The organism is Saprospiraceae bacterium (assembly GCA_016713025.1).
Classification (GTDB): Bacteria; Bacteroidota; Bacteroidia; order Chitinophagales; family Saprospiraceae; genus OLB9.
The window spans coordinates 3215836-3231039 of record JADJPZ010000004.1 but is presented as its reverse complement, the minus strand read 5'-3'; the positions used below and the strand labels follow the sequence as shown (position 1 = coordinate 3231039).

Sequence of the window (15204 nt, the reverse complement as noted above, 5' to 3'; positions counted from 1 at the left end):
ATAACCAACATGTGTGTATAAAAAATTGCACCTTTTCAGTGTTCTTTTTAATAAATGATAGAAACGTGGTTGAATTGGGCGGGTCCTCCCTTCAGGGAATAAGGGTAGCGATGAAGAAAATTTGAATTAGTGCAGTTTGTTAGGGTAGCGATGAAGAAAATTTGAATTAGTGCAGTTTGTTATATACACAACCAACATTCTTTTTGATACTTATGGAATTTTTTAATTAATTTTGTAGTTCTAAGATAGAATATGAAGCATTATGAGTGATTCGAGACCATTGATAAGTTTTGACTGGGCCATCAAGAGATTGTTGCGCCAGAAGGCAAACTATGATGTGTTAGAAGGATTTTTATCAGAATTGCTGCATCGAGATATGAAAATCATCAACATTCCTGAGTCAGAGGCTAATGCTGCCGAAGAGTCCAGCAAAATCAATAAAGTAGATATCCTTTGCGAATCTTCAGATAAAGAATTGATTCTCATTGAACTCCAATATAATAGTGAGCTTGACTATATGCATCGTATGTTGTATGGCAGCAGTAAGTTGATCGTCGATTACTTAGAAAAAGGTGATCCATATGACAAGGTTCGCAAGATTTATTCCATCAATATTGTATATTTTGACTTGGGTCAAGGAGATGACTACATTTATAAAGGTACTACCGAATTTAAAGGAATCCACACCAGGGATATATTGCAGATCAATGCAGGCCAAAAAAAAGCCTTCAATATCGATCACATATCAGCTATTTATCCGGAATATTACATCATCAAAGTCAATCGGTTTAATGATTTGTCCCGGGATTCCTTAGATGATTGGATATATTATTTCAAACATAATGCTGTACCCGAAAACTCAAAAGCCAGGGGATTGAATAAAGTTGCTCACTTATTAAAAATAGACCAAATGGATACCACCACAAAATACGAATACGAAGCCTATATCAAGGATCGTGTGATCAGTCGCAGTATGCTGGAAACAGCCAAGTTTGAAGGCCGGGAAGAAGGTATGAAGGCGAATACTATCAACATCGTCATTGAAATGAAGAAAGAAGGATTAGAAATACCTTTTATTGCTAAAATCACAAAACTTACTGAAAATCAGGTCGTAACGATACTTAAGGAAAATGGGTTTATTGAGCAGATTTAATGACAATGTCGTTTAGTTAAGACATCTTTATGAAATCTTTCCCTTTGAAGGGAAAGATTTAGATAGGGTAAAACTAAGTAAAATTCCTTATCTAAACGACATTGACTTTAATGATTTGTCTCGGGATTCCTTAGATGATTGGATATATTATTTCAAACATAATGCTGTACCCGAAAACTCAAAAGCCAGGGGATTGAATAAAGTTGCTCACTTATTAAAAATAGACCAAATGGATACCACCACAAAATACGAATACGAAGCCTATATCAAGGATCGTGTGATCAGTCGCAGTATGCTGGAAACAGCCAAGTTTGAAGGCCGGGAAGAAGGCCGGGAAGAAGGCCGGGAAGAAGGCCGGGAAGAAGGTCGGGAAGAAGGTATGAAGGCGAATACCATCAACATCGTCATTGAAATGAAGAAAGAAGGATTAGAAATACCCTTTATTGCTAAAATCACAAAACTTACTGAAGATCAGGTCGTAACGATACTTAAGGAAAATGGTCTTAGTTAAACCTGAATACAAATTTGAATTTTAAACATTGAATAAGACAGGTGCGTTTCATTTTTTCGCACTGTGCTCGATTTCTTATCAAGTTTCGTAGTTCGTTGTAGCTTTTAACTTCGATGCAATATATTAAGGCATCTTGCCAGAATCGCAAAAAAAATTGATGATTTTTAATCTGATGCGAAAAAATGAAATACACCCTTCTACTATCTCTAATCTTTATGTTCGAGATTAATATAGGGACCTAGTCCTGTGATCTTTATAGCAAAAATATCCACACACCATCACGTAAGGGGCGTAGCCCTGTGATCTTAAAAGATGTGGTAAATATAAGATGTCAGGGCTACGCCCCTTATGTTTCAGGTGTTAATGTTTTCTACAAAGATGACAGAGCTACGCTCCTGCCCCAATAGGCGGGAGTAATTTATCTGCAGGATCATGTCTCTAAAGCATTGTTTGTTCGTCGTAACTTTTAGCTTCGATGCTATATATTAAGGCATTTTGCCTCAATTGCAAAAAATTGATGATTTTTAATGTGCGGCGAAAAAATGAAATACACCCAATAAGACAGAACAAGTCATAACAAAACTTTAATCCATTGAAAAAATACATCACAATGTGCAAATGATGTATTAATGATCCAACTTAAACTTGACAGGAAGTGTGTAAAGCACTTTTACCGGACGCCCTCTTTGTTTGCCCGGAGTCCACTTTTGAGGAAGTTCATTCATATTTCTGATTACTGTAGCCGCTGCATCTCCACATCCGGCACCGATGTCTCTCACTATTTGTACATTATTGATACTACCTTCTTTATCTACTACAAATTGAATGACTACTGAACCATCAACTCCCACTTCTTTTGCCAATGCAGGGAATTTGAGATTTTTGTACAGGTATTGCATAAGGGCAGTTTCTGAACATTTCTTTTTATCCTCCTCTGAGATTTTGTCTTCACATCCCGGAAATCGCGGCATTTGATCTGCAAACCTGACTATTTCTTCTACAGTGGTTTCTTCAGCAGGAGGTAATGGCGGTGCTATGAAAGGCTTATTTTCTACAGCTTCCGTTGGCTCCATCTTGGTATCTTCTGTGATCGAATTATCCAAAAATACAGGGCTTTCTTCCAATGGTTCAGCATCAGATACCTCCACAATGACTGGTGGTGGTGGTGGCAGCGGTGCAGGTGGTTCTGGCAATCTTGGTACTTCGATTTCAACCTCATCATGTGGATTCAAATCAATCAATTCCATCCTGAACGGCTTTTCATAAGTTGTCCAGCTGATGGCAATCAGAGAAAATCCAACAGCTACAGCCAAGCCATAATTAAAAAAAGACCCTGATAATTTAAATACATCAATTTCCGGAAATTTAGTTAGGAAATAAAACTTGCCGGATTTTTTGGACCTGTTTAAATCTATCAAGTCTGGCAGTTTATAAAAATCATATTTCAATCGAAAAAATACAATCAGACAAATAGTCATTATTACTATTCCGATAAAAAAAAGTGCCACACCAATGCTGGAAATCTCTAATTCTTTATACATATTTCATAAATTTAATTGATTAAGCATATATTGTGATAGTATTATACTAAACAATACTAAATGGTTAATATTCATATATGCGGTATAATATATTGTAAAACACCGCATATTAAATATTGTAACAAATAGAAGATGCGTTGTTTCACTAGTTTGGTGTGCTGTCAAGTATATTTTTTAAAGTTCTTTTTATTTAATAAGGTGTTGGAAATTAATTATTATCTAACAAATCTGTTCTTTAAAAATCTTTCAGTAAGTTCATGGCCAATAAGTTCATGCAAATATTCTTCTTGAATTTTTTGTGACTTAAACTTAAATTTCAGTTTTCTTCTACATACCTTTGAAAAAAAATACCTTTTCTTTGTCAACAATTCCATTTATACACAACTATTGCGACAGATGGTGCGAAAAGTGCAGATTCGTACAGCAATGTGCCGTTGGGCTGGAAGAAACCAGGATGACGGAAGACCAAAAAAATATCAATAAGGAAGCTTTTTGGAGCAACATATCCGATCAGTTTACAAAAGCAAAAACCTTACTTGAAAAATATATTGCTGAAAATGACATAGCGAAAAATGAGTTTGGTAATCAAGAAGTAGAACATAAACATCAAAAAAAGAAAAAACGAGTCACTGACGATATTATCGCTCAATTGTCAAAGAGCTATATTACCATTGCTGACAAAATTGATCTTACAGATCTTTTTAAGTTCTATAAAACCGAGCTGGAGAAAAACATGTCAATAGGCATAATCTCTCAAGTATCCTTTATGGATGAGCTTCAAAAAATCAAGGACAGTATAGATACAATCAACTGGTTTAAATATTTCATTCATGTAAAATTAGTAAGAGCAATATCTTCCAGAGAAGATAACGATGAAAACGATCTTCAATCTGACCATAATGGCTCTGCAAAAATTGTCTTACTCGCCATTGAATCATCAATTGGAGCCTGGCATTCACTATACGATGTGGCAGAAGATAGAAAAGAAGTCATTTTAGATGTTATGGCATTACTGAGCAAACTTCGGAGATTGACCAATGAAACTTTCCCTGAAGCTATGCAATTTGTGCGACCAGGATTTGATGATGGCTGGGAAGCAATTTGGGAAGTCGATTGATGTTGTATCCGAATTCTTATAGTTAATATCCCAAAATCCGTTATAATACATAAAAGGCAATAGTGTAAATCCAGATTCTGTTTTTATTATAAATCAATTCAACTTATAAGCCAGTCCCATCATCTCAAGTTCATTGACAAACTGATAGTCGGCAGTCACTTTCATGGCTGTAGCCACTAGGTCCACTCCTATATCGTCACCTTCATCTACCACTTTGAGTTTGACAGTATGTGGTCCCACTCTTTGGAGACAAAGGTGTTCAAGCTCATGGACTAATTTTTCATTCATGATGTGGAGTGGTAACTTGACGGTGACTGATTTGGTCATATTTTTACCTATAGTATCAAGCATGCGAATGTCTTTGACATTGAAGAAAAAGCGATCTTGAGAATACCCCTTTTCATTGCTTCCTTCTATGTATAGCACCTGACCTTTTGTGATGAGATGTTTGTAAGATTCAAATTTTTCATTGTATAGATTGATCTGAAAACTTCCTGTAAAATCCTGGATGGTAAACCTTGCATACCCGGTACCTTTTTGTGATGTGCCAAAAGTAGCATCAGTGACGATTCCACCCATTTTCAGGAGTTTTCCTTGTACTTGATCAGCCTTCTCCAGCGGGCAGTTGATAAAATGTTGAAATTCCAGATGATAGTCGTCCAGTGGGTGCCCACTGATATAGATGCCTGTGACTTCTTTTTCTCTTTCGAGCTTTTCTATTTGGCTCCATTCTGGTACTGATGGTGGTTTTGGACTATCGATATACTGTGTCATAGCATCACCAAAAAGTGACATCTGGTTGCTTTCTTTCTGAGACTGATAGTTGGATCCATATTTGAGCAATGACTCTATAAATGTTTCAGTCCGGTCACCGGATATTTCAAAATATTGCGCTCTGTTGATACTTCCAAATGAGTCTAATGCACCACCAAGTACAAGACTATCCATACATTTTTTGTTGACAGAACGCAGATTGAGTCTTCTCATCATATCGTATACATCTTCGAAGTGTCCGTTTTCTTTGCGTTCTTTGACGATTTCTTCTACCGGTCCTTCGCCTACACCTTTGAGTGCAGACAATCCAAATCGAACTTGCCCTTTGACATTGACTGCAAATTTGATATTACTTTCATTGATATCTGGTCCAAGTACGTCGATTTTCATCCTTTTAGTTTCTTGTAGGAAGAAGTTGATTTTGGAAATATCGCTCTTATTGTGATTGAGTACTGATGCCATAAATGCAGCAGGGTAGTGCGCTTTGAGATATGCAGTCTGGAAAGCTATATAGGCATAACAAGTAGAGTGTGACTTATTGAATGCATAAGATGCAAAAGCTTCCCAGTCTGTCCAAATTTTTTTTACTATATCTTCCGGATGACCGTTGGCTTTACATCCTTCAATAAATTTGGGAAACATCTTATCAAGGACAGCTTTTTGCTTTTTACCCATGGCTTTACGGAGCATGTCTGCATCACCTTTGCTAAAACCACCGAGCTTTTGAGATAACAACATCACCTGTTCCTGATATACTGTGATTCCATATGTCTCTGCCAGATACTCTTCCATGTCTGCAAGGTCAAATTTGATCTCCTGCTTACCATTTTTTCTGGCTATAAAATCCGGAATGTACTGAAGTGGCCCCGGCCGGTACAGCGCATTCATAGCAATTAGGTCTTCAAATCTCGTTGGTACAAGGTCTCTTAAGTATTTTTGCATACCGGGAGATTCATACTGGAAGATGCCGACCATGTCTCCGCGCTGAAAAAGTTTAAAAGTCTCTTCGTCCTCCAGAGAGATACTGTCGATATCCAGGTCAGTACCATATCTCTCTTTAATTATTTCCAGTGCATCTTTGATGATGGTTAGCGTCTTGAGACCAAGGAAGTCCATTTTGAGCAATCCTGCTTCTTCAGCTACAGAGTTGTCATATTGAGATACCAAAAGCTCAGAATCCTTAGCTACAGATACAGGTACAAAATTGGTGATATCGTCCGGTGTGATGATCACACCACAAGCATGGATTCCTGTATTTCGGACCGACCCTTCCAGTTTTTTGGCTGTCCGGATCATCTCACCGATTTCGGATTTTTCCTCAGACATTTTTCGGAATTCATAGGCTTTTTCCTTATCTTCACTGGTGAAGACCTCCTTTTGTTTAGCTTCGATATCTTTTTCTGCCAGTACGCCTGCCAATGTAGCAGTGAGATGGGATGGAAATATCTTAGCCACTCTATCCACTTCATTGAGCGGAATATTCATCACGCGGCCTACATCCCGCAGTGAAGACCTTGCAGCCATAGTACCATAAGTGACGATTTGCGCCACCTGATTTTTGCCATATTTATCGATGACATAATTGATGACCTTGTCTCTGCCATCATCATCAAAGTCAATGTCAATATCGGGCATAGATACCCTCTCCGGATTGAGAAAACGCTCAAAAAGCAAATCGTATTTGATGGGATCTATATTGGTGATACCCAAACTATATGCTACGCATGAACCCGCGGCTGATCCTCGACCAGGACCCACCGAGACGCCCATATCACGAGCTACAGTAGTAAAATCCTGTACTATCAAAAAATAACCAGAATATCCTGATTTGGTAATGACATCCAGCTCAAAATTGAGTCGCTCTTCAACTACATGACTTATCGTGCCGTACTTTCTTCTAGCTCCTTCAAAGGCCAAATGTCTTAAGAACAATTCCTGGGTATCAAATCCTGCGGGTAGGGGAAACGCAGGTAACAAGATATCCCGAGTCAGCTTGATATCGTCTATTTTAGATGCAATTTCCATAGTATTCTCAACAGCCTCTTTCACATCACCAAAGAGCGTATTCATCTCTGCCTTAGTTTTGAAATAAAAATCAGAACTCGGAAATTTAAATCGTTCTTTATCTTCGAGTAGCGAACCCGTATTGACACACAACAATACGTCGTGAGGAGCATAATCTTCTTCTTCTACATAGTGTGCATCATTGGTCACTATGGTCTTGACGTTGTATTTCTTTGCAAATCCCAGCAGCACCTGATTGACATCTTCCTGACTCATACCAGTATCATCAATCTTTTCCATGCCACGATGCCTTTGTAGCTCTATGTAGTAATCATCTCCAAAAAGGTCAATCCACCATTTGAGTCTTTCTTCTGCGAGCTCTGTATTTCCCGTCAATATAGTTTGTGGTATTTCGGCTCCTATACAGCATGATGTGGCGATGAGTCCTTCATGATATTTCAGGATCAGTTCTTTATCGATTCTTGGGTATTTGCCGTATAGCCCTTCCGTATATCCGAGAGAGCAAAGTTTGGTCAGATTTTGATAGCCAATAGTATTTTTGGCCAACATCAATTGATGATAGCGTACATCTTTCTGGCCACGGGACTTTTCAAAACTTTTGATGTGTCTGTCTTCTGATACATAAAACTCACAACCGATGATTGGTTTTATGTCTTTGGCGTTGGCTTCTTTTACAAACTTAAATACGCCAAACATATTGCCATGATCTGTAATTGCAACAGCAGATTGACCATCAGCCTTTGCTTTTTTCATCAATGTCTTTATATCAGAAGCGCCGTCAAGCAGCGAATATTGTGTGTGTGAGTGCAGGTGACAAAAATCTATCACTGTGAGATTGGGTTTTTATACTTTGAATGCTTAAAAATGCAAATATAAGAATTTTTTTGTTTTCAGGGCGATACCTTTAGCCCGAGCTATCCGCTTTAGAGTTTGTTTAAAAAATATCTGTAAGCAATAAAACGTCTTATTTTGACTGCAAATTCGTTAAATTTTTCGTCGAATTGCCTTTCCGCAGTGGCGGACTGCTAAATTTGACTCTTTTCGCTCAAAATAAGCTCATTTCATTATCTATAGTGAACAGAAAATAATTTGAATTTTAATAGGGGTAATATCGGAATAGAGTGTCATATTAAAAAGTGGCACAATGTTTGATATATACATATTAAATATTTATTTAATTTATAAACACTTAAAAATAAATTATGTACTGTTCAATTTGTCTACCTAAAAATATTTACAAGTTTGTATTTTTGTTTATACTTGTAGGGTTTTTCCAGTCATGTTCAAAGGATGAAAGCGAAGTTAAAAGTCCGGATGTGGAATCGTACTCAGCAAATCATCTTATTGACTATTATGACCTTATTTGTACCACTACAAAAAATACACCCGGATTTTTTCCTCCACAAGCAGCAAGAGCGTATGGCTATATCTCCATAACCAATTACGAAGCAGTAAGACATGGAATTGAAGGAGCTGTTTCACTACAGTCTCAATTAAAAGGATTTCAAAGTTTTACCTTGCCTGTTCCTGAATCTCATTTGGAATACAATTGGGCTATTGCATCCAATGCTGCTGTCGCCAAAATGATGTTGTATATGTATGACAAGAATCTTAAGGCTGCAGACAAACTTAATATTGAAGATATGGAGAAAGCTAATTTAAAGGAAATGTCTACATCCGTTAATACAGAGATAGTAGACCGATCAGTGGCATTTGGACAAAAAGTGGCTGATGCTGTTTATGATTATTCAAAGGCAGATGGTGGTCATGAAGCTTATTTGGAACCATTTCAAAAACCATACGTCATTCCTACTGATGCATATTGTTGGGTCCCTACCGGAAGTGTCAAAGACCCACTTTGTCCAAGATGGGGAAATAACAGACCTTTCATGGATGTCAATGTTGAAAAAACAAAAGTGCCCATGCCTGTTGTTTTTTCAGAATCAAAAGACTCTGAGTTTTATAGAGAAGCAATAGCTACTTACAATCAGGTCAAAAACAATACCACAGAACAGGTTGAAATAGCCAAATACTGGTCTGATGATCCTTTTGCCACTTGTACACCTGCCGGGCATACTTTTAATATCCTGACACAAATACTATTTGAAGAAAAAGCAACTCTTGCAAAAACGAGTGTCGCTATTGCAAGACTTGGAATTGCAGAAAACGATGCCTTTATTGCTTGCTGGAAGGGAAAATATGATCATGTGCTTTTGAGACCGGTTACATATATCAACAGACATATCGATCCCGCATGGAAAACATTGCTTGGTACACCTCCATTTCCGGCATATACATCAGGTCATTCATGTGAGATGGGTGCCGGTTCCAGAATATTGGCTGCGATGTTTACCAAAGGAGATGGCAATTTCCAGTTTACAGATTATAGTCAGCTAAAATATGGATTTTTTGCCAGAAGCTTCTCCAATTTTGATGTGATGGCTGAAGAATGTGCCAATAGTCGCCTCTATGGGGGCATCCATTACCCTATGGACAATAGCAAGGGCTTACAGTTGGGTAGAGCCATTGGCGATAATGTCAATAAAAGATTGAAATGGCCCGTGTTTGTAAGATAATATTCACATAACCCTGTATTGAATTTCGTCATCAAGTGGTTTAGTTTTGATATGTAAAGGGTAAATCAAAATTGTGTATAAAGAAAAGCGAAGGTTAAAAACATTTAACCTTCGCTTTTCTTTATATGCGCTAAGCATACCATTACACTATAGGGTTAAAGTCCCGAATACGCCAGTCAATGGGAAGTGTTAGTCAAAGGCAAGGGTGTCCACTCTGAAGTGGAATCTAAAGGAAGCCAAAAGAAGACCGATGTAAATCGGAGCGACAAAACAATGACTGTACGGACAGAAATATCATAAAAGGCTTACCTTGTGTGTTAGTGAGCATTGGATTAGTGAGCATTGGATTAGTTCTACTTTGTCAAATTATACGGACATTCCGATTGATTGGAAAACTGTTGGGTTAACCCAACAGTTGTGACCCTAATTTACCCATACATTTATACCGACGAGAATTTATTTTTCTAAAGACGATGATACACATGTCTTTATTATTAAAATAATTCTGTCGCCATTATTAGGAATCTTTAACTATCAAAAATTATCAGGTTTCCGGTTGATTAAATTTTGATGAAAGTGTAATTGACTTAGATTTTTGAAGATGACAAAGTAGAATTAGGAAGCCCAATAGTTGGAGGTAAAAAAGGGTAGTAAATGATGACACTTATTGCGAAAGAGTAATGAGTTTACCGTAGGAGATCTGTATAATGAAGCGGAGGTGGAGCCGAGCGAAAAAATTCAAAATTTAGGATAAAACTACCAATTCTAACTGTTATTGTTTTTGCCTGCTGATGAGTTGATAGTATTTCTTTAGTTTTGATATGGACAACTTACCCACTTCTTTTCCCTGCCAAACTCCCTGATCAATGCCGTCCCTGTAATGTATACCGCCATAAAGTCTGGAGATGGATGCTTCCTCCGCTGCCTGTATAAATGATCTGAACTTTCTTTTTGAAAGTCCAAATTCTATTTCAGTATCATCAGTGAATGAAAGTTTTGGACCAAAGATAGCTGTCAACACCTGTGCACTTGCCGATGAAACCACCGAGTGTCCCGAAACATACTCAGGAAATGGTGGTGTCTGAAGTAATGGCCGCCATCTTGGATCCAGCAAAAGATTGATAGCTGTCTCAGGCCTTACCCGATCACTCCTGTATTTTTCGTCCCAACAAGCTATAAAAGCGTCATGCATTGTGATTCCGATGATAGCGTGTGTGAGCACAGTTTGGCCGAGGTCCATGTTCTTCTTTTTACTTGCAATCCCCGTGATACCTATCCAATGTCCACCAGGCGATATCTTTTTTATTCCAAACTCCACATGACCTATCTGCTGCACGGCAAACGGATTACAATCCCAAAACATGGCTATTTCCTGCTCTTTTTTATCAGCTCTGTTACCTACTTCATACGTTTCCAGCATTTGCTGATAAAATGAACTGTTTTTTTCTGTGCTGTAAGGAGCAGGTAACTTAGGTTTGAACTGTTGTGCTGAATCCATAAGAAATGGTCTGATGGTTCTCCATTGCGGTTCTATAGGAGCCATAAATGCCGGTGCGGTGGGTTTCCAGTTACCCGGATCAGATTTTGGAGTATATCTTTCCAGGTTATTTAATTGTTGAAAACCATCTGTGCGTGCCCATCTGACGATATGGTCGGCAACTTCACCTGCAAGTGCCACAGAATGTTTTCCTGTTTCTGATTTTCCTGTAGGTACATGATAGTTCTCTATATATTGACTTATTTGACCCGAAAGTGTAGGGCCTGAGGGAAGTAATTTTTCAGCGGCCTTCAGTATTGCAAGGTTTACAGCCATTGCTGGATCGATTTTTTTTATATCCACTGCATCAGAAATCTTTATTTCCGGGAACTTCAGTACCGTAGACATAGATGGATAATCCAAAGCGTTTGATACGGAAAGTACTTCATATGCCGTAAGTGTGATATATCCATAATATCTGGCAGCAGCCACAGGAGATGTGACATCATTGACCATGACATTTGTGATATTTTTCAGTGTAGTTACATATTCTACCGCAGGCTTTATCTTTTTAGTTTGGCAAAAAACCAAACTTATATTTAAATAAGCAATGATTGAGATAATGAATCTTAAGTGTGTTGTTTTCATTTTTTCCAAGTGATTTTCAATGCCTTCCCTGAATTGATGCCGGAAACTATAAACTTTTCTTTTTTTCCATCGGTCATCACTTCAAGACTTCTGACACAACCTTTGATGCTTAGTCCGGATTGCAACTGTGGAATATATTTGAAATTGCCTTTCGAATCACCTACCAGCAGGCAACCCATATTGGCGTCTGTTCTTCCTATCTTTATCCGGGTTTGCTCTACATTTCCAGCCAATAAAACATCAATATGTCCATCTCCGTTAAAATCTTCACTGACTATGCTGTACACAGGTGAAAAATTGGCTTCAACCGGCAGTCGGGTATATCTGAAATTTCCTCCATCATTCAAAAACAGAGATGTGGACATATGATTGGCCGTCAGTTTTGGTGATTTTTCAATCTGTTCTTTCGAAAAAATATCTTCCAGCGAAGCCTTGCTATACGCATCATAAGTGACAAACCGTTGTCTTAACCCAACAATCTGATCAGTCATCTCATCCCGTGATGCCATAGGATGTGATTTACTCTGTATATAATAACTCAATATAGGGTCTAAGTATCCATTTTTATCAAAATCATCATAGTACAACTCCATAGGTTCTTTATCTGAAGGTTTAAATTGAGCATTGCTGCCCCAATTGCCGGCAATGATATCCAGATCACCATCTTTATCTATGTCTGCCAGTGCGATGGTTTTCCACCAACCGTAGTATGATTTGTCAAAATATTGTTCAGTGACTTTTTTGAAAGTGTTATTGGCCACAGAAAAAACCTCCAATCGCATCCAATCACCACTTACTATCAATTCTTTTTTACCATCTTTATTGATATCTTCCCATTTGGCATCAGTGACCATTCCCAATTCCTTGAAAGCAGGTGCATACTGCTGGGTTCCATCAGTGAAGTTACCTTTACCGTCATTGACCAATAATAAACTTCCGGGTGATAACGGAAACTTACCCGGTACGACTCTTCCGCCAACAAATATATCCAGGTCACCGTCCCCATCAAAATCCATTGGAATCGCAACACTACCTGAGTGATTTTCCTTAGGAACTCGGCTTGGTTTTGCAAAAAAAGTGCCACCAGCATTCAGATAAAATCTGTCCTGGAGCAATTCATCAGATGCTCCTCCATAAAATCCTCCTGAGACGACATACAAATCCAGGTCACCATCGCCATCCGCATCAAAAAATACAGCATCGGTATCTTCATACCTGGCATCAGTATTGAAGTCCGGCTGAGATATGGCTGCAAATGTCCCGTCTCCTTTCTGAGTCATCATGACACCAGCCTTTCCTGATGAACCACAAAAATAAATATCCTGCAGATTGTCTTTATTGGTATCGCCAATTGCCATTTTTGGACCGTTGTAAGATATCATATCGGGCATCAGAGGTTGTACCTTAAAGTCATTTTTGGCTAATTCTCCATGTATGTAAGGTATTGCTGTATCGTCAGTTATAAAAATAGGATCCATGTTTTTTTGCCCGATTTTTTCTACTCTTCCACTGATTTTTTTGATAACAATAGTTGTATTAATTTGGCCTTTTAGGTCATAGAGTGATTGGACATTTCCATCTGGCCACCTCACTGAGATGGAATCAATGTTATCACTTTTCAATCCAAAATGCAATGGCACCGCCATGGAAGACTGAAAACCATGAACCGGATAATTCTCCTGCATCAAGATGCCCGATGGAGTAAAGATCGTGACCCTTGCACCAATAGCTTGGGAATTTTTATCTGAGGCAATCAGTGCTATTTTTAGAAACTGATTACCCTTCTTTTGTTCTATACAATTATTTCTATATACTCCGGCCGGAGCATTCATCTTATTGTCAACGATATCCAGATCTCCATCATTGTCCAGGTCTGCATAGATCGCTCCATGCGAAAAATCAGGCTTCTCAAATCCCCAATCCACTGATCTGTCTTTAAAAGTATAATTTCCGGTATTTTCGTAGATATAATTTCTTAAAGGAGTAGATCTGATCGTCTGTAACATCTTAAACATTTTGGTATCGGTCTTTCCCTGCAGGTGTTTGAGCCTTTCGGATGCGTAGAACTTCATAAAATCCCTGTTGATCATGTCTCTTCCGTAACCATTGGTCACATATAAATCTTTGAGCCCGTCATTATTAAAATCCGCAAATAAAGCTGACCATGACCAATCCGTATTGGATATTCCAGCGACCTGACCCACTTCGCTGAATGTTCCATTACCATTATTGATCTGCAACATATTGCGCATAAGTTGGTGGTGAAATCCATTTTGTACCATATTATTATATAGCTCATAATTGTCAGGCGCATAGAGCAGTTTTTGTCTGATATTGTCTTCAGGCAGCATATCCAAGGTAAAGATATCCTGCCAGCCATCATTGTTGATATCAGCAATATCCACACCCATAGAAAAATTGGATATATGGCTGATCTGCTCCTTCAGACACTCTTTAAATGTACTGTTTTGATTGTTCAAATAGAGATAGTCCTCTTCGACATAGTCGTTGGTCACATAAATATCCGGCCAGCCATCATTATTGATGTCTGCAATATTGACACCCAGTCCATACCCAAGCGGATTGGAGATGATACCGGCTTTTTGAGTTATGTTGACAAACTTTCCGTTTACATTTTCATAGAGTCTATCGCCTGCATCCGGATCAACCATCTTTTTGACAAATGCGGCATCAAAGTTTCTGAGATTTTTGATATTGTGATTCAGGACGTACAAATCCAAATCGCCATCGCGATCCATATCAAAAAAAGCAGCATGAGTGGTGTGTCCGCTATCATTCACTCCCATCTGCGCTGATTTGTCTGTGAAGGTGAGATTGCCATTGTTGATAAAAAGCTGATTGTGCCTGTGCTGAGGGTCCACATCACCGGAATAACAAACATATATATCCAAAAATCCATCACCATTGACATCAGCCACAGAAACTCCTGTCTTCCAACCTCTTTTCCCACCAGCGCCTGAAGATTTTGTGATATCCTTAAATTTGAAATTGCCCAGGTTTAAAAATAACTTATTTTCAGCCAAATTTGCCGTAAAATAAAGGTCCCCAAGTCCGTCATTGTTGAAATCTCCGGCTGCAACACCTCCGCCATTGTAAAAATATTCGTAGGTGATGATATTGGCATCAGGAGTCTCGGGTAAGGTATTTTCGAAAATTATTCCTGATTGGGCAGGAGTAAGGGTAGTAAATGATTTTTGTCCTTCGATATGATGGAAAATACTGCTGCTAAAGTACAGGATGAAAACAATGCAGCATGATAGCCATTTAAATGAAATTATCATCTCAAGATTCTTAAGTACAAAGGTAATTAAAAAATTGGAATTTCTTAAAAGTAAAAAGCCGGACAATATTGCCCGGCTTT

The 15204-nt window shown here is 38.3% G+C and carries 8 protein-coding genes; 4 read left to right on the top strand and 4 right to left on the bottom strand.

Annotated elements, in window-relative coordinates; all coding sequences use genetic code 11:
* Positions 1 to 262 precede the first annotated feature (262 nt).
* Positions 263 to 1153: an Rpn family recombination-promoting nuclease/putative transposase gene (locus tag IPK35_20110; protein ID MBK8055509.1), complete on the top strand. Its 891-nt coding sequence runs from the start codon at positions 263 to 265 to the stop codon at positions 1151 to 1153.
* A 229-nt stretch (positions 1154 to 1382) separates the two neighbouring features.
* The gene (locus tag IPK35_20105; GenBank protein ID MBK8055508.1) at positions 1383 to 1664 is read left to right on the top strand and encodes a hypothetical protein; all 282 of its coding nucleotides are present in this window, start codon (positions 1383 to 1385) and stop codon (positions 1662 to 1664) included.
* Positions 1665 to 2290: 626 nt separating this feature from the next.
* On the opposite strand, the gene IPK35_20100 is transcribed toward IPK35_20105, so the two are convergent.
* Positions 2291 to 3205 carry an energy transducer TonB gene (locus IPK35_20100; GenBank protein MBK8055507.1) on the bottom strand — a complete coding sequence of 305 codons (915 nt, stop codon included), beginning with the start codon at positions 3203 to 3205 and terminating at the stop codon, positions 2291 to 2293.
* A gap of 358 nt (positions 3206 to 3563) precedes the next feature.
* On the opposite strand from IPK35_20100, the gene IPK35_20095 reads away from it, so the two are divergent.
* Positions 3564 to 4322 carry a hypothetical protein gene (locus IPK35_20095; protein MBK8055506.1) on the top strand — a complete coding sequence of 253 codons (759 nt, stop codon included), beginning with the start codon at positions 3564 to 3566 and terminating at the stop codon, positions 4320 to 4322.
* A gap of 93 nt (positions 4323 to 4415) precedes the next feature.
* Here IPK35_20095 and dnaE read toward each other — a convergent pair whose 3' ends face one another.
* The gene (gene dnaE, locus IPK35_20090; protein ID MBK8055505.1) at positions 4416 to 7949 is read right to left on the bottom strand and encodes a DNA polymerase III subunit alpha; all 3534 of its coding nucleotides are present in this window, start codon (positions 7947 to 7949) and stop codon (positions 4416 to 4418) included.
* Positions 7950 to 8323: 374 nt separating this feature from the next.
* Here dnaE and IPK35_20085 point away from each other — a divergent pair, with 374 nt between their 5' ends.
* Positions 8324 to 9697 (top strand): vanadium-dependent haloperoxidase, encoded by a 1374-nt coding sequence (locus tag IPK35_20085; GenBank protein MBK8055504.1) that lies wholly within the window; start codon positions 8324 to 8326, stop codon positions 9695 to 9697.
* 772 nt (positions 9698 to 10469) lie between these two features.
* On the opposite strand, the gene IPK35_20080 is transcribed toward IPK35_20085, so the two are convergent.
* Together IPK35_20080 and IPK35_20075 are read right to left on the bottom strand one after the other, a co-directional pair.
* Entirely contained in the window at positions 10470 to 11822 is a 1353-nt protein-coding gene (locus IPK35_20080) for a vanadium-dependent haloperoxidase (protein ID MBK8055503.1), read from the bottom strand.
* The gene (locus IPK35_20075; protein ID MBK8055502.1) at positions 11819 to 15124 is read right to left on the bottom strand and encodes a VCBS repeat-containing protein; all 3306 of its coding nucleotides are present in this window, start codon (positions 15122 to 15124) and stop codon (positions 11819 to 11821) included. Before IPK35_20075 ends, IPK35_20080 begins: the two co-directional genes overlap by 4 nt.
* Positions 15125 to 15204: the final 80 nt, after the last annotated feature.

Bases quoted from the DNA above. Each gene is read 5' to 3' on its own strand.
- IPK35_20085 (MBK8055504.1), top strand. From the start codon at position 8,324: ATGTACTGTTCAATTTGTCTACCTAAAAATATTTACAAGTTTGTATTT.
- IPK35_20100 (MBK8055507.1), bottom strand. From the start codon at position 3,205: ATGTATAAAGAATTAGAGATTTCCAGCATTGGTGTGGCACTTTTTTTT.
- IPK35_20080 (MBK8055503.1), bottom strand. From the start codon at position 11,822: ATGAAAACAACACACTTAAGATTCATTATCTCAATCATTGCTTATTTA.
- IPK35_20075 (MBK8055502.1), bottom strand. From the start codon at position 15,124: ATGATAATTTCATTTAAATGGCTATCATGCTGCATTGTTTTCATCCTG.
- IPK35_20110 (MBK8055509.1), top strand. From the start codon at position 263: ATGAGTGATTCGAGACCATTGATAAGTTTTGACTGGGCCATCAAGAGA.
- IPK35_20105 (MBK8055508.1), top strand. From the start codon at position 1,383: ATGGATACCACCACAAAATACGAATACGAAGCCTATATCAAGGATCGT.